23 protein-coding genes and 1 riboswitch are annotated in these 23,791 nt (G+C 27.5%); of the genes, 17 read left to right on the top strand and 6 right to left on the bottom strand.

All coding sequences use genetic code 11. From position 1 onward, the window contains the following. The first annotated feature begins 117 nt into the window (after positions 1 to 117). A complete protein-coding gene (hcp, locus tag RDX53_RS06400; protein WP_195931026.1) occupies positions 118 to 1,791 on the top strand; it encodes a hydroxylamine reductase in 1,674 nt (557 codons plus the stop codon). Positions 1,792 to 2,018: 227 nt separating this feature from the next. Here the strand turns inward: hcp and RDX53_RS06395 are convergent, their stop codons facing one another. Both RDX53_RS06395 and RDX53_RS06390 read right to left on the bottom strand, forming a co-directional pair. Then, positions 2,019 to 2,723 (bottom strand): MBL fold metallo-hydrolase, encoded by a 705-nt coding sequence (locus RDX53_RS06395; RefSeq protein ID WP_195931909.1) that lies wholly within the window; start codon positions 2,721 to 2,723, stop codon positions 2,019 to 2,021. A 114-nt stretch (positions 2,724 to 2,837) separates the two neighbouring features. Next, positions 2,838 to 3,125 (bottom strand): hypothetical protein, encoded by a 288-nt coding sequence (locus tag RDX53_RS06390; protein ID WP_195931908.1) that lies wholly within the window; start codon positions 3,123 to 3,125, stop codon positions 2,838 to 2,840. 332 nt (positions 3,126 to 3,457) lie between these two features. Here RDX53_RS06390 and RDX53_RS06385 point away from each other — a divergent pair, with 332 nt between their 5' ends. The 5 genes from RDX53_RS06385 to RDX53_RS06365 all read left to right on the top strand — a co-directional run bounded on the left by RDX53_RS06385 (position 3,458) and on the right by RDX53_RS06365 (position 7,531). After that, complete coding sequence (locus RDX53_RS06385) at positions 3,458 to 3,898, top strand: MarR family winged helix-turn-helix transcriptional regulator (protein WP_195930912.1); 441 nt, start codon at positions 3,458 to 3,460, stop codon at positions 3,896 to 3,898. Between the two features lie 20 nt (positions 3,899 to 3,918). Further along, positions 3,919 to 5,253, top strand: a complete 1,335-nt coding sequence (locus RDX53_RS06380; RefSeq protein ID WP_195930913.1) for an MATE family efflux transporter — start codon at positions 3,919 to 3,921, stop codon at positions 5,251 to 5,253. Positions 5,254 to 5,573: 320 nt separating this feature from the next. Next, positions 5,574 to 6,341, top strand: coding sequence for a sulfite exporter TauE/SafE family protein (locus RDX53_RS06375; protein ID WP_195930914.1), 768 nt, complete (start codon positions 5,574 to 5,576; stop codon positions 6,339 to 6,341). Positions 6,342 to 6,717: 376 nt separating this feature from the next. Further along, on the top strand, positions 6,718 to 7,254 hold the full coding sequence (locus RDX53_RS06370) for a hypothetical protein (protein WP_195930915.1): 537 nt from the start codon (positions 6,718 to 6,720) through the stop codon (positions 7,252 to 7,254). A gap of 85 nt (positions 7,255 to 7,339) precedes the next feature. Then, a complete protein-coding gene (locus tag RDX53_RS06365) occupies positions 7,340 to 7,531 on the top strand; it encodes an amidohydrolase family protein (protein ID WP_295571861.1) in 192 nt (63 codons plus the stop codon). A gap of 37 nt (positions 7,532 to 7,568) precedes the next feature. Here RDX53_RS06365 and RDX53_RS06360 read toward each other — a convergent pair whose 3' ends face one another. Beyond that, positions 7,569 to 8,624: a DUF4238 domain-containing protein gene (locus RDX53_RS06360; protein WP_195930917.1), complete on the bottom strand. Its 1,056-nt coding sequence runs from the start codon at positions 8,622 to 8,624 to the stop codon at positions 7,569 to 7,571. Between the two features lie 227 nt (positions 8,625 to 8,851). Next, on the bottom strand, positions 8,852 to 9,925 hold the full coding sequence (locus RDX53_RS06355) for a serine/threonine-protein kinase (RefSeq protein ID WP_195930918.1): 1,074 nt from the start codon (positions 9,923 to 9,925) through the stop codon (positions 8,852 to 8,854). Between the two features lie 537 nt (positions 9,926 to 10,462). Between RDX53_RS06355 and RDX53_RS06350 the strand changes: the two genes are divergently transcribed. The 7 genes from RDX53_RS06350 to RDX53_RS06320 all read left to right on the top strand — a co-directional run bounded on the left by RDX53_RS06350 (position 10,463) and on the right by RDX53_RS06320 (position 18,429). Then, entirely contained in the window at positions 10,463 to 11,416 is a 954-nt protein-coding gene (locus RDX53_RS06350) for an AraC family transcriptional regulator (RefSeq protein ID WP_195930919.1), read from the top strand. 91 nt (positions 11,417 to 11,507) lie between these two features. Then, entirely contained in the window at positions 11,508 to 13,277 is a 1,770-nt protein-coding gene (locus tag RDX53_RS06345; RefSeq protein WP_307993870.1) for an ABC transporter ATP-binding protein, read from the top strand. Then, a complete protein-coding gene (locus tag RDX53_RS06340) occupies positions 13,268 to 15,010 on the top strand; it encodes an ABC transporter ATP-binding protein (protein WP_331606886.1) in 1,743 nt (580 codons plus the stop codon). The genes RDX53_RS06345 and RDX53_RS06340 overlap by 10 nt, the downstream gene beginning before the upstream one ends. Positions 15,011 to 15,161: 151 nt before the next feature. Continuing rightward, positions 15,162 to 15,563 carry a hypothetical protein gene (locus RDX53_RS06335; RefSeq protein ID WP_195930921.1) on the top strand — a complete coding sequence of 134 codons (402 nt, stop codon included), beginning with the start codon at positions 15,162 to 15,164 and terminating at the stop codon, positions 15,561 to 15,563. Positions 15,564 to 15,884: 321 nt separating this feature from the next. Further along, positions 15,885 to 16,565, top strand: a complete 681-nt coding sequence (locus RDX53_RS06330) for a GTP pyrophosphokinase family protein (protein ID WP_195931918.1) — start codon at positions 15,885 to 15,887, stop codon at positions 16,563 to 16,565. A 384-nt stretch (positions 16,566 to 16,949) separates the two neighbouring features. Continuing rightward, a complete protein-coding gene (locus RDX53_RS06325) occupies positions 16,950 to 17,636 on the top strand; it encodes a GTP pyrophosphokinase family protein (RefSeq protein WP_195930995.1) in 687 nt (228 codons plus the stop codon). A gap of 115 nt (positions 17,637 to 17,751) precedes the next feature. Further along, complete coding sequence (locus RDX53_RS06320; protein WP_195930994.1) at positions 17,752 to 18,429, top strand: Bax inhibitor-1 family protein; 678 nt, start codon at positions 17,752 to 17,754, stop codon at positions 18,427 to 18,429. Between the two features lie 112 nt (positions 18,430 to 18,541). On the opposite strand, the gene thiC is transcribed toward RDX53_RS06320, so the two are convergent. Next, on the bottom strand, positions 18,542 to 19,846 hold the full coding sequence (gene thiC, locus RDX53_RS06315; RefSeq protein ID WP_195930993.1) for a phosphomethylpyrimidine synthase ThiC: 1,305 nt from the start codon (positions 19,844 to 19,846) through the stop codon (positions 18,542 to 18,544). 294 nt (positions 19,847 to 20,140) lie between these two features. After that, positions 20,141 to 20,236, bottom strand: a riboswitch (TPP riboswitch). 208 nt (positions 20,237 to 20,444) lie between these two features. On the opposite strand from thiC, the gene RDX53_RS06310 reads away from it, so the two are divergent. The 4 genes from RDX53_RS06310 to RDX53_RS06295 are packed head-to-tail and all read left to right on the top strand — an operon-like array spanning position 20,445 to position 23,438. Then, complete coding sequence (locus RDX53_RS06310; protein ID WP_195930992.1) at positions 20,445 to 21,539, top strand: helix-turn-helix domain-containing protein; 1,095 nt, start codon at positions 20,445 to 20,447, stop codon at positions 21,537 to 21,539. A gap of 17 nt (positions 21,540 to 21,556) precedes the next feature. Then, on the top strand, positions 21,557 to 21,757 hold the full coding sequence (locus tag RDX53_RS06305; protein ID WP_195930991.1) for a PLDc N-terminal domain-containing protein: 201 nt from the start codon (positions 21,557 to 21,559) through the stop codon (positions 21,755 to 21,757). Continuing rightward, positions 21,757 to 22,677: an ABC transporter ATP-binding protein gene (locus RDX53_RS06300; RefSeq protein WP_195930990.1), complete on the top strand. Its 921-nt coding sequence runs from the start codon at positions 21,757 to 21,759 to the stop codon at positions 22,675 to 22,677. The genes RDX53_RS06305 and RDX53_RS06300 overlap by 1 nt, the downstream gene beginning before the upstream one ends. Continuing rightward, positions 22,674 to 23,438, top strand: coding sequence for an ABC transporter permease (locus RDX53_RS06295; RefSeq protein WP_195930989.1), 765 nt, complete (start codon positions 22,674 to 22,676; stop codon positions 23,436 to 23,438). Before RDX53_RS06300 ends, RDX53_RS06295 begins: the two co-directional genes overlap by 4 nt. A 75-nt stretch (positions 23,439 to 23,513) precedes the next feature. On the opposite strand, the gene RDX53_RS06290 is transcribed toward RDX53_RS06295, so the two are convergent. Next, the coding region (locus RDX53_RS06290; RefSeq protein WP_307993869.1) for a GNAT family N-acetyltransferase at positions 23,514 to 23,791 on the bottom strand (278 nt) is incomplete at its 5' end.

Raw genomic sequence — 23,791 nt, 5'->3', positions numbered from 1 at the left:
AAAAATAAATTAAAATCTAAAACACCTCACATTTTGTGGGGTGTTTTTATTATAAAAAGCTATATTTTTCTAAAAAAGTGAAATACTAAATTAGAAATAAAAAATGGAGGTAAAACTATGGAAAATAATATGGCAATGGAATACCCTATGTTTTGTTACCAATGCGAGCAAACAGCAGGGGGTAAAGGATGTACTAAAATGGGTGTATGCGGGAAAACTCCTGAAGTAGCAGCACTTCAAGATTTACTAATATTCCAAATAAAAGGTATAAGTTGTTATGCAAAAGAAATAGTAGAAAAAGGTGAAAATGTAGATAAAGATATAGTATCTTTCGTTGAAAACTGCTTATTTACAACTTTAACAAACGTTAACTTCGATGCTGATGTTCATGTTGAATTATTAAAAAGATCTCAAGAAATAAAAGAACAACTTAGAAGTAAAGTTGGATGTATAAAAAACGACACAGAACACGCTACATATAATCTAAGTAGTACTAAAGCAGAAATGTTAAAAGACGCAAAAAAAGCGGGAATAATGTATGACCAAAAACTAGACCCAGATATTCGTTCACTAAGACAAACAATAGTATATGGATTAAAAGGAATTAGTGCATATGGTCACCAAGCAAGAGAACTTGGATACTATGATGACCAAGTCGACAACTTCTACATTAGAGCATTAGAAGCTACAACTGATGACAACCTAGGCGTAGAAGAACTTATAAGATGGACAATGAGAACAGGTGACATGAGTGTGGCTGTTATGAAAAAACTAGACGAAGCAAATACTGAAGTTTATTCAAATCCAACACCACATAAAGTAAACGTAAAAATGAAAAAAGGTCCTTTCATAATAGTATCAGGACATGACTTAAAAGATTTAGAAATGTTACTTCAACAAACTGAAGGAAAAGGAATAAATATATATACACATGGTGAAATGTTACCAAGTCATGGATATCCAGGACTTAAAAAATATAAACATCTAGTAGGTAACTTTGGTGGAGCTTGGCAAGACCAACAAAAAGAATTCGATTCAATACCAGGATGCATCCTTATGACAACTAACTGTCTTATGAGACCTAGAGAAACTTATAAAGACAGAATATTTACAACTAACGTAGTTGGATGGGATGGAGTAAAATTTGTTCCTAAAAAAGAAGATGGAACTAAAGACTTCAGCGAAATAATAGAAAAAGCATTAGAATTAGGTGGATATAAAGAAGACCAAGAACCACATGAAATTCTAGTTGGATTTGGTCATCATGCAACTTTAAGCAATGCAGGTGCAATAGTAGATGCAGTAAAACAAGGTAAAATAAGACATTTCTTCTTAATAGGTGGATGTGATGGTGCTAGACCAGGAAGAAATTATTATACTGAATTTGCTAAAAAAGTTCCAGATGACTGCGTGATTTTAACTTTAGCATGTGGTAAATATAGATTTAATAAACTTGACTTTGGAGAAGTTGCAGGACTACCTAGACTTCTAGATGTTGGCCAATGTAACGATGCATATTCAGCAGTTAGAATAGCAACAGCATTAGCAGATGCATTCGAAACTGACGTAAATGGACTTCCGCTTTCTCTAATAATATCTTGGTATGAACAAAAAGCAGTAGCAGATTTACTTGCCTTATTATCACTTGGAATAAAAGGTATCTACTTAGGACCAACACTTCCAGCATTTTTAAGCCCTAATGTACTTCAATACTTAGTCGACACATTCGATCTAAGACCTATAAGTACACCTGATGATGACTTAAAAACTTGTTTAAAACAAGAAGTATAGATGAATTATATATTTGGAAAACTTATTATTATTTAATTATTAAAGAAAAATATTAAAAAATAGCTAGAATTAAATAAAAACTCCCTTGAAAATATAATGCACCTAAATTATTGGAGCAAAATCAAGGGAGTTTTTTATTATAAATTATATTATAACCTGTATAATAAATTTATAATTTGTAGGGTTTAATTTTTTATAATCAACTACATTAATATAGATTAAGTTAGCTAATCTATATTAAATACTTCATTGTCATTACTTATCTTAATTATTTTATCTTTATAATCAACTGCATATTTAGAATTTATAAAAGTATCACAAATTGAGAAATCTCCCCACATATGCATTGGGAAAGCTATTTTTGTATTTGTATTTCTCATAAAATACTCAAATCCCAAGTAGTAAAAATCACCTTGACGAGGATCTAACGGTACAAATGCCAAGTCTATATCATATCCTTTTATACCTTCTATTCCAGATTTAAACTTATCTTCAGCATATTTGTTTTCTTTTGGTGAGTTTTCGCCTTCCCAATGCCACCAGTTTAAGTCGCCCGCATGGTAGATTGTTTTTCCTTCTATTTCAATTAAAAATGCAACTCCAATATCACTTGATTCAAGTGTTTTTATTTTCATATTATCTACTGTAATTTCTTCGTCGAAGTTTACAACAACGATTTGGTCAGCAGATTTTACATATTTGCTTCTTCTTTTTTTAATATCTTTTGAAAGAATATATGTAACATTAGGGTGGTCTTTAGCTATTTCAAAAATACATTTATCAAAATGGTCTTGGTGGAAGTGGCTTGCAAATACATAAAGTTTTTTATCTTTATTAAACTCTGGAAGCTCACCTTTGAAATAGTCAAAAAGAAGTATTGAATTTTCAAGTTCTACACAAAAACTGCTGTGGTGAATATATGTTATTTTCATATTTACGTCCTTTCTTATATAAATTATAGTTTTTATTTATCTTTAAATATCTACTATATTATTATACATAAAAGTAGAGCGATTATTTTATTTTAAACTCACTTTATCTTTTAATTAGCTAAAAAGCTGAATTGGGGCAGGGGTCCCCGCTTCTGGAAGTAAAAATATAAATATAGTAAGTAAAATTTCACATATTGTTATAAGTAAAAATAAGAACTTAAAATGTCCTTTAGAAAAGATATTAACAAAATTTAAAATTAAACTCGATATATTTAATATTACAGCAATCAAAAACGTAATATAAATATTTGGCACAATACTAGATGAAAAAATCGCGAATAGATAAAGTGTTTGTAAAGCTATAGTAATCCTTTGTATTAATTTATTTTTATTATTTTTCACTATTTTATCTCCTATAAAATTTATTATCCTAGACTTATGTAAAGTATATTATATATATATTATCAAAATATGTCATAATAAAACTTTTTAACAATATATTGAATTTTTTATTTAAATCAAGTATAAAGCTAAGCAACTCTAAGCTCTATATTTAATTTTTTGCTAGCGATTATTATACATTATAACAAAGAATGAATCAACATTATAAAAGAAGTATAATTTAACATATTAAAAATTATGAATTAAAAGTAGGAAGAAAGATACATTGACAATAATCCGATATCGGACTATAATATCTATTGTCCGATATCGGATTATTGAGGAGGGTTGATATGAAAAATAATTCATCAAAGAGGATGCTTGAATTTAATGAGGTTATGAAAGAAAATAATGATTTATACAGTAACCTTGCAAAAAAATTTAAAATGTCTGACTGTATGCTTTGGATACTTTATATACTAAGAGAAGAAAATAAAGTACTAACTCAAAGTGATATATGTAATATGATGTGTATTCCAAAACAAACTGTAAACTCATCTTTGAAAAAGATGGAAGCAGAAGGATACATAGAATTACTCAATATAAATGATAAAAGAAGTAAGCAAGTTAGCCTTACAGAAAAAGGATTAGACTTGGCTAATAATACAGTCGATATAATTATTTCAAAAGAAAATAATGCTTTATCTAAGATGGATGAAAAAGAGCAAGAATTACTAATAAACTTACTTAGAAAATTTAATGATCTATTGAAGGATAGCTTTTTAGAGATTTAATATAAAATGGAGGAATAAATATGACAATACAATTATCTGAACATTTTACTTATAAAAAAATATTTAGATTTGCACTTCCTTCTATTGTTATGATGGTCTTTACTTCGATTTATGGTGTTGTAGACGGTACATTTGTATCTAACTTTGTAGGGAAAACACCATTTGCCGCAGTTAACTTAGTTTGGCCATTTTTAATGATATTAGGTGCATTTGGATTTATGATAGGAACAGGTGGGAGTGCATTAGTTGCAAAGACACTTGGTGAAGATAAAAAAGAAGACGCCAATAGATATTTTACAATGCTTATAACATTAGTAATTATATTAGGACTACTTCTTACAATTTTGGGACTTATAGTTATACGACCACTTTCAAGTGCTCTTGGAGCAAGTGGACAAATGCTTGAAGATTGTGTAACATACGGAAGAACTCTTGTTATATTTAATACGGCATTTATGTTACAAAGTGTATTCCAAAGTCTTTTTATTACAGCGGAAAAACCAAGACTTGGTCTTATTATGACTGTTATAGCTGGGCTTACAAATATGGTTTTAGATGCATTATTTATAGCAGTATTTAAATGGGGCTTAGTTGGAGCAGCATTGGCAACTGGTTTAAGTCAATGTATAGGTGGAGTTTTACCACTAATTTATTTTATGAGTTCTAAAAATGATACAGCGCTTAAATTTGTAAAAACTAAATTAGAAGGAACAGTTCTTTTAAAAGCATGTGCAAATGGAGTATCTGAACTTATGACTACAGTATCTTCATCACTTGTAAGTATGCTTTACAACTTCCAACTTATGAGACTTGCTGGTCAAAATGGTATTGCAGCATATGGTGCAGTTATGTATGTTGAATTTGCATTTATTGCAGTATTTATAGGATATTCAATAGGAACAGCGCCTATAGTATCTTATCACTATGGTTCAGAAAATCATAATGAAGTTAAAAATATGCTTCAAAAAAGTTTTAAAATAATGAGCATTTTAGGAATTACTATGATGGTGCTTGCACAGATTTTAGCATCTCCCCTTGCAAAAGTATTTGTAGGATATGATAAGCAATTATTTGATATGACTGTGCACGGATTTAGATTATTCTCATTCTACTTTATACTAGCGGGAATAAACATCTATGCATCTTCATTTTTTACAGCGCTTAATAATGGAATGATTTCGGCTATAATATCATTCTCAAGAACATTGGGATTTGAAACACTTGCAGTAATAATTTTACCGATATTCTTACAACTTGATGGAGTATGGCTTGCGATTACTGTTGCTGAAATATGCGCATTTGTTATATCGATAAGTTTCTTAATTGCAAAAAAAGAAAAATATCACTATGCATAACATTATTTGACTTTTCAATAATAAAAAAATTTGAATTCACTTGAAAAGAAAAAAGATAATCAAAATACTGATATTGTAGATGATAAAGCTGACAACGATAGTGATTTATCAACAAATGAAGATTAAATATTAGTCGAGGAAGCAACTGATTTAAGTAAATGATTAGGGCTTTTATATATATGGCGTGTATTTCAAATTAGATTTACACGCTATTTTTTTGGATTTAATTAAAGAAGTTAAAATACTAGTTCATAATAAATACTTAAATATATATTAAACTGTATATTATGATAAAATATACAAAATTTAGGAGGATAATTATGATTACATTAATCACATGTTTGATAGGTGGTTTCGGAGCTGGAATTGGGACAGGTCTTGCTGGGCTTAGTGCAGCTGCAGTTATATCACCTATGTTAATTACTTTTTTAGGAATGCCAGCATACCAAGCAGTTGGAATTGCACTAGCATCAGATGTACTAGCAAGTGCCGTATCAGCTTATACTTATGGTAAAAATAAAAACCTAGATATAAAAAATGGAATGATAATGATGATAACAGTTTTGATATTTACCATGGTAGGAAGCTATATATCTAGTTTAGTCCCAAATAAAATGATGGGTAACTTTTCTGTATATATGACATTTTTAGTTGGACTTAAATTTATAATAAAACCAGTTATGACAACAAAAGACGATATGGAAGAAAAGTCAGTTAAAACAAAAATAATACAATCGATATTATGTGGAATAATGATCGGGTTTATATGTGGATTTGTAGGTGCTGGTGGAGGAATGATGCTTTTATTAATCCTTACAAGTGTATTAGGTTATGAGTTAAAAACAGCAGTTGGAACAAGTGTATTTATAATGACATTTACAGCACTTACAGGAGCTATGTCACACTTTGCAATAGGTGGAATGCCTGATTTTAAAATATTAATCCTTTGTATGTTATTTACATTTGTAGGTGCACAAGTATCTGCAAAATTTGCCAATAAATCTTCAGAAGAGGTTTTAAATAGAGTACTTGGAATCGTATTATGTTCAATTGGGGCACTTATGATTGTTATGAATATGATAGCTTAAAAATAGATATTCGATTATATAATTAAATATATAGGAAGTATTTTAATTATATATAGGGAAGATAAAATGGAAAATATTAAAGCAAACAGAACATTTACAGTCTTATTTAGAATTTGATGAAAATAACAAATTTAATAATATTAATTGTATCAAGTGTAAAACTTGTGTGAATAATTGCTCTAAAGGTACACTTGAGATTAAATAACTAGAAAAGTATTATTTAAAATATAAAAATAAATATTTAATATATAGCATGTATTTTTTAATAGTTTACATGCTATTTTTGTATATTATGAAAATAAAAGATAAAAACGTATGAATATTGATATAATTAAAGAAAAGGATAGTAAAAATTTAAAAAGAAAGGAAGGAAAAAATGGATATAAATAATTATATAAAGTTTATGGAAAATGATAAACCGCTAGATGATAAGGACATAATTCATAATTTATCTGTTGCTACAACACATATTATATATAGAAATGGACCAGTTGAAGATATGCATGCAGATGGAAAATTAACTGATTACGCTATGATGAACATAAATAAATTTATGGTAAATAGATTAGGTGGAATATTTTTGATTCTATTGGATAATAAAAAGGTCGATTTAATAAAAAAATGTGGGGAATATTATATAGAAAATTTTATAGATATAGTTATTGAATATTGTTTTATAGACGGTATTTTAAATACTAAAATTGATATAGAAAAACTTACAGATAAAGATATAGATATAATTGTTGAATTTATGAATCAAAAATTATATCCTATACTATTAATCATACTAGAAAGAAATATAAATGGTATAAAGGGTATATTATCAAATAGTTTTATTTATGGAAGATATTGGTATTATTGTAAACCAGATATAATTGATTTTGATTTATTTTTAGAGAAACTGGACTATTAATTATGAAAGTAATTTGTGATATAAATAAAAAAGGTACGAAAAAGTACCTTTCTTACCAGAACAAGCTTTAAGTGTAGAATAAGCAATCAAATCTTATACAATAATGGGCGCTTATGCTTCTTTTGAAGAAAAAACAAAAGGAAGCATAGAAGTTGGCAAAGTTTACGACTTTGTTGTACTTGGACAAAATCCATTTGAAGTAGAAAAAGATAAGTTAAAAGATATAGAAATATTAGCAACTTACTTAGATGGCAACTGTGTATTTAAATACATCTAAAACTAAAATTTTATTTTTTACTCTAACTAAATATATTTTACTGTATGTTTAATTTTTTTAGACAATTATTATCATTTGAATATATTTCATTAACACAATTATCCGCAAGCTTTTGATTACAGTTCTTTACAATTGAAACAAAATTTTGATCTAATGGTATATGTATATTTTTATTAATTACTTCCAAATTACTAAATTTAGGAACTACTATCAACTGAGTTGCCATTCTTGGAGAAATTGGATAATGAAACATCGTGATTTTATTCATTTCAGTTCCTCCAAGATTAATTATTGGTGTATCACCTGTAATAAAAGGAGTATCTGTTTTATTCTCAAAAAGTAATATACTCGTACTAAAATTATGAGTTATATTTAGTGCCATTTGTTCTGCAAAATATACTGCAACCATATTTACATAAAAGTTTGTATCTAATTCTTTTAATTCACTATTCTTTTTTTTCAATTCTTCAATATTAACACTTATATTATTATGAATCCTTGGTGAACGGAAATATTGCATACAAAAAAACCTATTAAACTCATACTTTAGATCATCCTCGTCAGAATTATCTTTAAAGAACTCTTCCATAATATTTAAAAGATCACTTTTTGATAAATTATCTTCTTGGTATAGTAGACTATATATCATGTTTTTATAAACTTTATCTAAAATATCCTGCTTTTTACTATTCTTATAGAAAGAAAAGTCCCCTTTAGATAATTTATCAAGAAATTTCCATTTGTTATCTATATCCTCATAAGAGCACATTATTTCTTTTTCAATAAAATCTCTTTGATTCGCAGCTTTAGAAAATAAGCTTGGATCAATTCCAAACTTAATAAGTTCCTTCCTCTGCATATATGATAAAAATTGATTTAGTATACTAACATCTTTATCTTGAAAGCCAGTCACATCATAATAGAATTTTTCAAACCCAATTTTCTCAAGTTTAGAAAACTCAATTAGGTTCTGACTACCTCTAAGTTTCTTTCGTTTAACATATAATTTACCTTTTAAACGATCACCATTGTCTGTCCATCTTGTAAGATAGTTTCTCCAAATATAATGCTGTCTTTTTGTTGTATCACTCATTATCTTCACCCCTAAATTATAAATATTCATTAAATAATTTTTCAATAAACAACAACTTTTATTAAATGTGTTGAACGATATAAGCACTCATGCTTATATCAGTGAAAGAAAATTATTTATTTCTATTCTTGTATATTTTTATTTATTTTAAGTGCTGATTTTTCTAAGATTATTAATGATATTCCTACAATATTTATCTAACATACAAGTATTTATTTTATCATTATTTAAAGACTTTCAAGAATTTTTCTCAACTCTAAACAATTATTGTATCTATCTTCCAGTTTATATGCTAAACATCTAATAATTAAATCAGTCTTATCTTCATCCAAATTATAATTTTTAATTAGATTTTTACGCATATCTCCACCAGAAGGTGCTCTTCCAGTCAATAAAAAATGCCAAATAGCACCAACAGAATAAATATCACTTCTACAATCTCTTAGTGTTGGATTTTCCATAAGTTGTGGATCAGTATATAGACCTCCTGCAATTTGTTCACCAGTTTTTGTTAATTTAGTATATCCTTCGCTTTCTGTAAAGGCACTAATTCCAAAATCAATTATTTTATATCCACAAGTCTCAGAATACATATAGTTACTTGGTTTTAAATCTCTATGAATAATGCCTTTATGATGTGCATATTCAAGTCCTTTGAGCAATTCAATAATTGGTAGTAAACTATTCTCGAATGTTAAGTTACCATGTTTTTTTAATAAACCATTCATATCACATCCTTCCACTAACTCCATCTTTATAAAAGGTTTTCCTTCTAAGCGTCCTACATCATATATTCTTACAATATTTGGATGACACAATGTAAAAAGCATTTTCGCCTCTCTAAAAAAACGTTTTTCACTATTGGCTTGATCTTTTTCTGATGAAAACAAAGGATCAAGTACTTTTATAGCAAAATCTAAGTCTAACAACTCATTATGATATTTATAAACCTGTCCAAATCCTCCATTACCCAAACGTTCTCCTATAGTATATTCATCATTACTAGATAATTCTACTTCTTTTGACTCCTCTACTACTAATATCAATTTATTAATTTCATCAGTAATAAATTTTCTTCTCCCTGCATAATTGCCATATAACCCTTGCATATATCTTCTAAATTCATTAGGTGTTCGCTGAACCTTTAGAAAAATTGGTATATGGGATTTAAGGTTATCTATTTCTAATATTTGTTCACGCATTTTTTTATACTCTTGTTCACTAAATGTGCCATTAGTAGCACAATCTAGTAATCCATTCTTAAATTCCTCTAATAAAATTATTATATTTTCTTTTAACATACAATTCTCCTTTTTAAATTAATACTAAAATATCTTCTTATATAGCTATGCTATTTTAATCTTTAATTAATGTTTATAGTCATTATTTACATATATATTGTACTCTTAAGATTACTTATTGTCTATTCACCTACCTCTATATAAAATTTATTTTAACAGGCTTTTCAAAATTTGATTGGTGGCAATTTGAAAAAATATAGGGAATCAATAATTTATTATAAAGAGATTTTATTATTAGGCTATGTTTTAGATAAATGTTGATATTTTTATATTTTAGCATAAAAAACAGGTGTACTATTAACTCTGATCTTTAGTTCGGATTTTATAACAATTGTATAATTATTTTTCATTATACTATATTTCTAGTTTCTTTATAATAATTTATATTATTTTTAATTTAAAATCATCTACTTGAATTTATGGCAATGTTTATATATCTATTAATTTTCAATAAAACTCACCCTTATTATTTGACAGTGATTACCAATATCAATATAATTAACTTAAAATCAAACTATAAAAGGGGAAGAAGATTCTATGCTTGAAAACTGTAATATACCTATATTAAACAAGGAAAAAATAAACCATTATGAAACAGAATATATGATAGACAAACTAGGTGGAGAGGGAAGAATGTACTGTATAGATGTATATAATGGAGTGCAAATAATATATAATAGATTTCATTGCTATGAAGCTCCAAAAACAGTAATAGACAATAATAGTACGAAATATATCGAGATAAATCACTGTTTGAGGGGAAAGTTTGAGTGTCTATATGATCAAGAATATTATGCATATCTTACAGAGGGTGATTTATCAATTAGCAGATGGTCATTAAACAAAAGTAATGAATTTTTCACTTTTGGATATTATGAAGGGTTAGAAGTTTTAATAGATACTGAAAAAGCGAAAAATAACGAGATATTCTCTGAATTTAATATAGATATAAACCTAATTTCAAAAAAACTTACTTTAAATAATGACATATATATAATGAGAGCCACTCAACAAATACAGCATATATTTATGGAAATGTATAGTGTTGATGATGATGTCAAAGTGGATTATTTAAAAATAAAAGTGCTAGAATTATTATTATTTTTATCACATAGTGATTTTGAAATGATACAAGATAAAAAAAGATATTATCCTAAAAATCAAATAGAAACTGTTAAATCCATCAAAAACTATCTTTCTCAAAATCTAAGTATAAAACCTGATTTTAATAGATTAGCCCAAGAATGCAATATAAATATCAATACTTTGAGAAAAATATTCAAAGAGATTTACGGTGTTCCAATATACACTTGGTTTAAACAATACAGAATAGAATATAGTATTGGGCTTTTGAAAAAAACAGATATACCTATTATAGAAATAGCCAATAAAATTGGGTATTCAAATCCCAGCAAATACTCAGCAGCTTTTTCTAAATATGTAAATATGACACCACAACAATATAGAAAATCGGATATCAAAATGGATTAATTATATTGTATTGGAGTAGAATTGCAAGGGGTAAAATAGTACACTGTTATTGCAAATGAAATTCAAGATTATTTAAGAAGGAGGTAATCGCATGGCAATATTAAAAAAACTATTTGCTTATGCAGGCAATCATAAGTACTTAACAATGTTATCACTATTTTTATCATTTATAAGTGCAATTTTATTATTAATGCCTTTTGTATGGATATGGAAGGTAATACAAGTCATACTAGATGTATATCCAAATTTTAGCTTGGCAAGTGACGCAGCTAGATATGGATGGTATGCATTTACTTTTGCTGTAGTAGGAATACTTGTATATGTTTTATCACTTATATGCTCACATTTAGCAGCTTTTAGAATAGCATCAAATATGAGAAAAGATGCTATTCATCACGTTATGAAACTTCCTATGGGATATTTATCAAAAGAAGGAAGTGGTAAAGTAAGAAAAATAATTGACGAATCAGCAGCATCAACAGAGACTTATTTAGCACATCAACTACCAGATATGGTTCAACTTGTAACGACATTAATTGCTGCAGTTGTTTGTTTATTTATATTTAACTGGAGATTTGGGATTGCATCTTTAATTCCTTTAGCTTTAGCATTTGTAAATATGTCAAAAATGCTTGGAAAAGATTTAGCACAATCAATGAAACAATATATGGATGCTCTAGAGGAAATGAGCAACGAAGCAGTTGAATATATAAGAGGGATACCAGTTGTAAAGACATTTCAACAAACAGTTTTCTCTTTTGAACGTTTTCATAAATCAATAAAAAATTATGAAAAATTTTCAGTAGGTTATACTAATAAATTACGTAGACCTATGACTGGATTTACAGCATTTGTAAATAGTATATTTATATTCTTAATAGGAAGTATGATGATTTTAGTTCTAAATGGATTTAATGTTTCTTCTTTACTTCCAGACTTTATGTTTTATGTAATATTTACACCAATACTTGCAGTTACAACTAATAAAATTATGTTTGCAAGTGAAAATACAATGTTGGCAGAAGATGCTCTAAATCGTATAGAAAGTATAACAAAGAAAGAAATAGTTAAGTATCCTCAAACATCACAAAAATTAAGTAATTACAATATTAAATTTAATAATGTTTCATTTACTTATCCAGATACTGATGTTGAAGTACTTCACAACATAAATTTAGATATTAAAAGTGGAACAACTGTCGCATTTATCGGAAAAAGCGGTGGTGGTAAATCAACTTTAGTATCTTTAATACCTAGATTTTACGATGTTACAAAAGGCTCAATCGAAATAGGTGGAATAAATGTAAAAGATATGAATGAAAAAGATCTTATGGATAAAATATCATTCGTGTTCCAAGATAATAAATTATTAAAGAAAAGCTTGTATGAAAATATCAAAATGGGCTTTGATGTAGATAAAAAAGATGTTTTAGATGCACTTCACAAAGCACAATGCGACGATATTATATCTAAGTTTGATACAGGTCTTGATACTAAAATAGGTACAGAAGGTGTGTATTTATCAGGAGGAGAAACTCAAAGAATAACTTTAGCAAGAGCAATAGTTAAAAATGCACCTATCTTATTATTAGACGAAGCAACAGCATATGCAGATAGTGATAATGAATATTTAATGCAAAAAGCTATATTAGAATTATCTAAAAATAAAACTACAATAATGATAGCTCATCGTCTATCTACAATAGTAAATGTAGATTGTATCTATGTTGTCGATGATGGAAAAATAGTTGAAAGTGGTATACATAAAGAATTAGTAGATAAGAATGGATTATATGCTAAGATGTGGTCTGAATATCGTCAATCTATAGATTGGAAAGTGGGTGAATTTGTATGCTGCTAGAAAAAATACAAAAGAAATTTGCCTTAACTGAATTAGGGGCAAAGAATTTAATTAAAGCGTGTATATCTTGCACAATATCTTATATTATAATTGCAATGTCTATAGGGGTTTTATACTTTTTCACTTGTGATTTGCTAAAAATATTAGCAGATAAGTCATATGAATTTTCAGTAGGTGTTTATATTGTAGAATTTATAGTAGTATTTGTACTTATTTATATAGCTCACTATATCCAATATAATATGACATTTTTAAACACATATACAGAAAGTGCACGACTTAGAATAAATGTAGCAGAAAAACTTAGAAAATTCCCTATGTCATTTTTCTCAAAAAGGGATTTATCAGATTTAACAACTACAATTTTATCAGATGTCACTTATATGGAACAGGCACTATCACACTTTATTCCTGAATTTGTAGGTTCAATAGTTTCGACTGTTTTACTTTCAATAGGAATGTTTGCCTTTGATGTTAAAATGTCAATAGCTGCAGTTTGGTGTGTTCCTGTTGCGATTATTTTAATTTTATTGGCAAAGAGAAAATTAAGCGCTGTAGGTCATAAAGATAGAGATATACAGCTTATAAGAACAGAAAAAATACAAGAGGGATTAGAAACAGTTAGGGATTTAAAAGCTAGTAATTTTACGGAACAATATCTACAAGAAGTAGATGACGCTATTGATAATTGTGAAAAGAGTCAAATAAAAGCAGAACTTACAAATGCATTATTTGTAGTAAGCTCACAACTTGTGCTTAAACTTGGTATTGCTACAGTAGTTATTTTCGGAGTTAAATACTTAATGTCAGGGGAAATAACATTAGAAGTGTTTATGTTATTTTTAATAGTTGCATCTAGATTATACGATCCACTAAATGCAACATTACAAAATTTAGCTGCGATTATAAGTTGTGAATCAAGAGTAGATAGACTAAACAATATAAATGATTATAAACTTCAAACAGGAGGAGATACTTTTGAACCTGATAATTATGATATCGAGTTTGAAGATGTAAGTTTCTCATATCAACCTGGAAAACCAGTATTAGACAATGTTAGCTTTACTGCAAAACAAGATGAAATAACAGCATTAGTCGGAAATAGTGGCGGAGGAAAGACGACTTGTGCATCTTTAATAGCTAGATTTTATGATTTAGATAAAGGAAAAATAAAAATAGGTGGAGTAGATATTTCTACAGTTGACCCAGAAGTGCTTTTGTCTAAATTCTCAATAGTATTCCAAGATGTTGTATTATTTAACAATACAATCCTTGAAAATATAAGAATAGGTAAAAAAGATGCGACTGACGAAGAAGTTAAAAGAGCTGCAAAATTAGCATTTTGCGATGAATTTGTAGATAACTTACCAGATGGTTATGATACAGTTATCGGAGAAAATGGTTCAAAATTATCTGGAGGTCAAAGACAAAGAATTTCAATCGCAAGAGCAATATTAAAAGATGCTCCAATAATACTTTTAGATGAAGCTAGTGCATCTTTAGACGTTGAAAGTGAAACTTATGTACAAAGGGCTTTATCAAAATTAATTCAACACAAAACAGTAATAATGATAGCTCATAGAATGAGAACTATTGCAACTGCATCACATTTAGTTGTTTTAGAAAATGGTAAAGTATCAGAAGAAGGTACATCAGAAGAATTAATTAAAAATGATGGTCTTTATAAACATATGGTAGATTTACAAAATATGAGCTATGCTTGGAAGATATAACTTTCCTAAAATTTATTTGTATTAAAAATAAAGAAAAAATTAACATAAATGTAACCAATTTAGAATTTTATTTATTTACAATTAAAGTAAGATAGGTAAATATTAAAAAATTTACCATCTTAATATAAAATAAGATAATTGGGGTGTTATTATGATTAAAGTCGTGGATCCTATAAAAAACAAAGTTTGTAGTAATAATATTGTAGAATTTCAAATACCAAAATCTAATAAAACAGCAGGCGCAGAAAAAATTTATGAAAGAGAAGGATATATTATCTTGAGGGTTAAGAGAGGCTATATAGTATATAATACTAAGAAAAACTTTAAAAATGGGCATACTCATATTCAAAGTTTTGATATGGCTAAGACAATAATTGATAATAACATAAGAAAGAAAAGACCTAAGACAAACAGCATTTATCTTATAGAAAGTCATATAAGAGTTACAAATGACAGTAAATATAAAAAGATGTTAGAAGAATTACTTGCATCTAAAGAAGATAGAACAAAAGACAATAAATATCACAATAGAAACATTTGTAGCTCATTTTAATTAATATAAAGGGGTAAGATTTAACTTACCTCTTTATTTTTTAGTTTATAAAAATTTTATAAAGTTTTATTTTTAAAGTTAAGTACATAAAATTATAAAAGAATAATAAATATAATAAAGAATATATAAGAGATATATAAAGAAACTTTGTATATCTTATTTTGTTGTGTACATATTAAATCCATGTGTTAAGGTTAAATATAGAAAACTATGTTAGGATAGAATTAACATAAGAGGGTAAGTAACATAATTACTTTAAATAAATTATTAAAGTTGATGATTATAAGCAAATTTAATAATAAAATAGGAGTTAAGTAAATCATGATAAAACAAAAATTTATGGAACCAGTTATGAAGGCATTAGTTAATAATAATGTCATAGACATAATTGAAGATAACATGATGCCTTTCAAAAAACTAATGGCATACTACAATTGTGCCATTATGCAGGTGGAAACAAAGTTCAATGTATTAAATCAAGAGTTTTCACTTGAATACGATAGAAACCCAATAGAAACAATAAAGACAAGATTGAAATCACCAGAAAGTATAGTAAAAAAGTTAACTAGACGAAATTTATCTCTTACAACAAGATCAATAACAGAAAATCTAAGTGATGTTGCAGGAGTTAGAGTAATATGCTCTTTTACAGAGGATATATACTTATTAGCAGATTGTCTTTTGCAACAAGACGACGTTAAATTAATTGAGGTTAAAGATTACATAAAAAATCCCAAGCCAAATGGATATAGAAGTTTGCATCTAATAATAGAAGTTCCAATATATCTAAAAGATGAAAAGAAAAATATGAGAGTAGAGGTACAACTTAGAACTATTGCTATGGATTTTTGGGCAAGTTTGGATCATAAACTAAGCTACAACAAAGAAATACCAGATGGAGAAGCTAATATATTAAAACGAGAGCTTTTGGAATGTGCACAAGCAAGTTCAGAATTAGATAGACGTATGGAAGATATAAAAAATAGAATTGTAAATAAGTAAAATACAACTTATTAAATATCAAAAAGGCGAGAAATACTCGTCTTTTTTAGTTAAAAGGAAAGTAAATCTATTTAAAAATAGGAGAACTTTTAATATATAAGACATATTATAATATAAACTGAATTATATGATTAATGATATAAAATACTAGACATAAATTTGATTTTTAAAGGGCTTAATATAGAGTACATAAAATTATAATAATATATAATTAATATAATAAAGTATTATTAAATAATTTTAGAAAAATTTATATATTTATACTTTGAAAATAATTGGGTATAAATATTTTATAGTATATATGAAATTATATTTCTTTATATTTCAAAAGATAATCTAATTTAAGGTTTTAAATAATGAGAGTATATAGGAGTTATGTAGAGTATGATAAGAGGAAAATTAGTTGATCCGGTTGTTAAAGCATTAGTCAACAATAATGCTATTGATAAATTTGAATATAATGTTATGCCTTTCAAGAGATTGATGGCTTACTATAAGTGCGCCATTATGGAAGTAGAAACAAAATTTAAAGTGTTGAATCAAGAATTTTCGCTTGAATACGATAGAAATCCAATTGAAACAATCAAAACTAGATTAAAATCACCAGATAGTATAGTAAAAAAGTTAGCTAAAAAAGATGTGCCGCTTACTGTAGAATCTATAGAAAAGAATTTAAATGATATAGCAGGAGTAAGAGTGATATGTTCTTTTCCGGAAGATATATATGTATTGGCTGACTGTTTATTGCAACAAGATGATATAAAATTAATTGAGGTGAAAGATTACATAAAAAATCCAAAGCCAAATGGTTATAGAAGTCTTCATCTTATCGTTGAAATACCGATATTTTTAAAAGATGAAAAGAAAAATATGAGGGTAGAGGTACAGCTTAGAACTATTGCTATGGATTTTTGGGCTAGTTTAGAACATAAACTTAGCTATAAAAAAGATATACCACAAGATGAAGAAGAGTTATTAAGGCGAGAATTATTAGACTGTGCTCAAATTAGTGCAGACTTAGACTTACGCATGGAAAAAATAAAAAACAGAATTGTAAACAAAGAAAATTAAAAATACAATAAATTTTACCAAATAGTAATAATTTAATATAAATAAGAGTTATATAATTAAATTATAAAAGATGTATAAATTATAAAAATATAAATTTAGAAGGAGAGGTAAAATTATGAATAAATCAACTTATATGACAGTAGAAAATCCAATGGAAGCAGTATTCAAATATCTATCTATATCAATAGTATTTATGTTTATTGGTTTTTTATTTGGAAAAATGTTTATTCCAGCATCATTAGTATATGTTGCTAATATTTTTATAGGGGTTTTAGTTGTAGGTCTTTTATTATTTTCATTGTTATCTAGAAAAAATGTAATACCTAGAAGTTTTTCAATGAACTTTGTATATCTATTTACTTTTGTAGATGGTATACTTATGTATCCTATTTTAACTTACTACCTATATGATTTAGGGACAACATTATTTATGAATGTAGTTTTAGGGACATGTGTATTATTCGCTTTATTAGCATTGATATCACATAGAAAACCAGCAGGACACTATATTGGGCTTGGAAGTACTTTACTTGTAGGATTAGTAGTTCTTATAGGAATGAGTATTGTAAATATATTTATACAAGGAACAGTTTTTAATATAGCAGTAAGTGGACTAGGTATAATATTATTCTCGGCATATATCTTATATGATGTGAGTTTATTAAAATACGATATTCAATCTGGCGGAGTAACTTGTAGAAATGACTTATCAATACATGTACTTAATTTATACTTAGACTTTGTAAATATATTACTTGATTTATTAAGAATAGTATCTGAATTAAAAGATTAATAATTAAAGATTAAATAAAATAAATGAAAAATAAAAAGACGGGAATTACCCGTCTTTTTATTTGTTAGCGTATTAGGTATTAAATCTAAAAATGAGTCTGATATTTTTAGATTTATTCCATTATATCTACGTCTTCACCTTTTAGGATTTTATTTATATTTCTAACTGCACACATTTTTCCACACATTGTGCAAGTATCTTCGTTTTCTGGTTTTGATTCAGCTCTGTATCGTCTTGCCTTTTCGCTATCGATTGCTAGGTCAAACATTTTTTCCCAATCTAATTCACGTCTAGCCTCGCTCATTTTATTATCCCAATCTATTGCGCCAGGAATTCCCTTGGCAATATCAGCAGCGTGGGCTGCGATTTTAGATGCTATTATACCTTCTTTTACATCTTCTAGATTAGGAAGTCGAAGGTGTTCAGCTGGAGTGACATAGCATAAGAAAGAAGCTCCATATGTTGCAGCGATTGCTCCACCTATTGCAGAAGTTATATGATCGTATCCAGGAGCGACATCTGTAACAAGAGGACCTAATACATAAAAAGGGGCACCGTTACATATAGTTTCTTGGATTTCCATATTTGCTTTTATTTGATTAAGTGGCATATGGCCAGGACCTTCTATCATAACTTGAACATCTTTTGCCCAAGCTCTATTAGTAAGTTCACCTAATGTTACTAATTCTTCTATTTGAGATATATCTCCAGCATCGTGGACACTTCCTGGTCTGCATGCATCTCCTAGACTTATTGTCACATCATATTCTCTGCAAATATCTAAAACTTCATCATAAAATTCAAAAAATGGGTTTTCGTTTCCTGTCAACTCCATCCAAGCAAATATTATAGACCCACCTCTAGATACTATATTTGTAAGGCGTTTTGATTGTTTAAAACGCTCTGCTGTATGTTTATTTACACCACAATGAATAGTCATAAAATCGACACCATCTTGGGCGTGCATTCTGACTACATCAATCCATTCTTTCGCAGTGATAGTTTTAAGTGGTTTGTTATAATAGACAACAGCATCGTATATTGGTACTGTACCGATTATTGCAGGGCATTCTTTTATTAATTTTCTTCTGAATTTTTGAGTGTCTCCATAAGAGCTAAGGTCCATTATTGATTCGGCTCCCATATTTACAGCGCTCATAACTTTTTGCATTTCTAAATCCATATCGAGACAGTCTCTAGATGTTCCAAGGTTTACATTTATTTTAGTTTTTAATTTTTTGCCAATACCATAAGGTTTTAAGCATCTATGGTTTTTATTCGCAGGAATACAAACCCTACCTTGAGCCACTAAATTTACTAATTCGTCTATATTTATATTTTCGTATTCACTTACTTGTTTCATTTCATTTGTTATAATGCCTTTTCTTGCGGCATCCATTTGAGTTGTGTAATTCATATTTTTCTCCTTAAATTTAGATTTAAAATATAATTACTTGCAAGTATTTTTAACTAGTTAAATTTAAACAATATTGAAAATATATATACATGGAGATTTTATTGGAAAGGAATTTAGATTAAAACTATTGTAGAAATTTTGTACAATAAAATATACATTTTAAATAATTTTCAAATAGATAGATTTATTTTATATAAATACATTTAGATGTGTTTTGAAAATTATTAAAATTTATCATACAAAATAAAAAATCGTACAAATAATGTACGATGAAGATTCAAATTAATGTATATAAATACAATAATATAAACTCCCTTCTCGGCATTATCCGGCAGGTTCGGAGGGTTTAGAAAAAATTCAATCTCAGCAAAAGCTCCCCTGTATATATTTTAATTACAATTTTATGGTAACACATGGAAAAATATTTTTCAATATAAAAAATTATAAATCTAAGTAGTAGATTATTATATTTTTATGTAGTTGTGGATAGAATTAAAAAAGTTTCACTTTGAGAAACTTTTTCTACAAAAGTAGCTTTTAACTCCATTGTTTGGTATTAATTTAAAACATATAATTTAAATATAAAGAGGTGAAATATATGAATAAAATTAACATAGGAAAAAACATAACGAAATTTAGACGAAGTAAAGGAATTACGCAAGATGAACTTGCGAGTTATATAGGAGTATCAAAATCATCAGTTTCAAAATGGGAAAACAACATAACATACCCGGATATAGTATTACTTCCTCAACTTGCGACATTATTTAATATATCTTTAGATGAGCTTATTGGATATGAGCCACAGCTTACAAAACAAGATATACAAAAGATTTATTATGAATTAGCACAAGAATTTGCTCAAAAAGATCCAAATGATGTTTTTGGAAAATGTGAGGAGTATATAAAAAAATATTATTCTTGTTTTGAATTTTTAAAGCAAATGGTAGTACTTTATTTAAACCACTATATGTTATTTAATAATAAAGAAAAAGTTTTAAATAGAGCACGAGAATTATGTATAAGAATAAGAGAAGAAAGTGAAAATCCTCAATTAATAAAAGATGCAATAAATTTAGAATTACTTTCATTGATTATGGATAATAAACCAACAGAAGTTTTAGAAATATTAGGAGAGGATGTAAAAACTTTTAGTCAAGATGCCGAGCTTATTAGCATGAGCTTTAAATTATTAGGAAATATGAATAAAGCAAGTGAAATTACTCAAATTTGTATATATCAAAATCTTATAAGTTTAGTGGGTAATATATCTCAACAAATTGTATTAAATATGGATAAATTAGATATTATTGAAGAATGTTTTAAAAGAGCAGCTGGAATATGTGAATTGTTCAATTTAGATGAGCTACATCCAAATACAACAGTAAATTTATATCTTGCAACTGCACAAGGATATGCAATTAATAAACAAAATGAAAAAGCTTTAGAGTTAATACAAAAATACACAGATGTATGTATAAAAAATATATATAATTTCAAATTAAGAGGTGATGAATTTTTTGACAAAATCGAAAATTGGTTAAAGGAATTAGATTTAGGAGTAAATACACCAAGAAGCCATGAATTAATAAAACAAAGTGTTATAAGTGGTGTAAAAGATAATCCTATATTTTCAGATTTAAAAGACGACTATAGATTTAAATCATGTGTGCTCGCACTAGAAACTAATTAATATAAGGAGGTAAATATATGAGTGAGATTACAAATAATTTAGCATTATTATTACCAGTTATAATTTTAGAATTTATATTGGCTATAACTGCATTAATACATGTTATAAAACACCCCAACTACAGATTTGGAAATAAAGCTATATGGATAATAGTAGTTTTGTTTATACAAATCATAGGCCCAATATTTTATTTTATATTTGGTAGAGGTGAGGAATAGTGAATATACTTGAGATAGATAATTTATATAAAAGTTTTGGCTCAAATAATATTATAAATGGACTTAATTTAAAAGTAAGAGAAAACTCCATTTTCGGTTTTATTGGAGAAAATGGGGCAGGTAAAACAACTACAATGAAGATGATTTTAGGTTTTTTAAAACCTGATAGTGGAATTATAAGAGTATGTGGAGAGGAAGTTAAATTTGGCGAAACTAAAACAAATAAATTTATAGGATATCTTCCAGATGTGCCAGAATACTACGGATATATGACTCCACATGAATATCTAAAATTATGCGGCGAAATTACAAATATGAAAAAAAGCGATATAAAGAAAAAGAGTGAAGAGTTATTAGAACTTGTGGGACTTAGTAATTATAAAAAACGAAAGATAAGCAAGTTTTCAAGAGGGATGAAACAAAGACTGGGTATTGCACAGGCGCTTTTAAATGAGCCCAAACTTCTTATATGTGACGAACCGACATCAGCATTAGATCCAATAGGAAGAAAAGAAATCTTAGATATTTTATTAAAAGTAAAAGAAAGAACTACAGTCATATTTTCAACTCATATACTATCTGATGTTGAGAGAATATGCGACGAAATTGCAATACTTAGAGAGGGAAAAATTGCTCTAAGTGGAGATTTATCACAAATCAAAAAAGGTCATATGGTGGATTGTTTGGAAGTTGGAATGAAAAATAAAGAAGATTTTATAAAGTTTTTAAAAATAATTAAAGACAATTCTAATATAAATGAGATTCAAAAAAGCGAAAACACTATTTACCTTCACTCAAACAATATAGAAGAAGTTCAAAGAGAAGTTATGCAGGGATTAATAGATAAGGATTTATATCCAATATATATAAGAATTCAAGAGCCAACACTAGAAAGATTATTTATGGAGGCAATAAAATGAGAGCGTATTTAGCATTTACAAAAAAAGAACTTTTTGAACTGACTAAAACATATAAATTACTTTTGATTGTGACTGTATTTTTAATATTTGGTTTTATGAATCCAGTCGTGGCAAAATTCACACCAGATTTAATGGAATCTTTGATGGAAGAGGGCATAAAAATAAGTTTGCCAGAACCGACTATTTTTGATTCTTGGACACAATTTTTTAAAAATACTACGCAGATGGGACTGATTATACTAGTTATAATATTTAGCGGATTAATATCAAACGAATTATCAAAAGGAACTCTAATCAACATGCTTACAAAAGGGCTATCTAGAAAAACTGTAGTTTTATCAAAATTCACATCATCAACATTAGTTTGGACATTTACTTATTTTTTATCTGCATTAGTCACATTTTTATACTCGATGCTATTTTGGGAAGATACACAGGTCGAAAATCTGTTATTTTCTTTGAGCCTTGTATGGGTATTTGGAATATTTTTAATAAGTACAATAATTTTGGGCGGGATTTTATTTAAAACATCTTATGGTTCTATGTTATTTTGTGGAGTTATAGTAGGAATACTTTTGGTTTTAAATATTATACCGAAAGTTCAAGATTATAACCCAATTCAACTTATAAACGTAAATATGGATATACTAAAAGGTGATGTTGAGATTTCAGAAGTTATAAAATCACTTTATAGTACACTAGGAGCAAGTGTATTATTTGTGATTTCAAGCATTGTAGTATTTTGTAAAAAAGAAATTTAATTAGATTATATAGAAAATAAAATTACAAATAGATTATAAATAAAAGAGGATACTAAATTACTTAAAAAAGTAGATTTAATATCCTCTTTTTATAATTTGTTTTAATAAATATTTTCCACATCCTCTATAATCTGGATGAATACAAAAGCGATGTATAATTGTTACTTCTTCATCTTCAGCATAAATTTGCCAATAAATATTTTGATAACATTCTTCATATTCATGATTTAAAACAATTGCACCAATAATTTTTTCATTTTTTTCTAAAACGTAAAGTGTTTGTTGTTCTATATCTAAAAGAACAATTTCTTTGGTTGGATAAACATCTTTACGCCAGCCTATATCATATGCAC

This window comes from uncultured Intestinibacter sp. (genome assembly GCF_902468165.1).
Classification (GTDB): Bacteria; Bacillota; Clostridia; order Peptostreptococcales; family Peptostreptococcaceae; genus Intestinibacter.
This window is presented reverse-complemented; position numbering and strand designations above follow the sequence as displayed.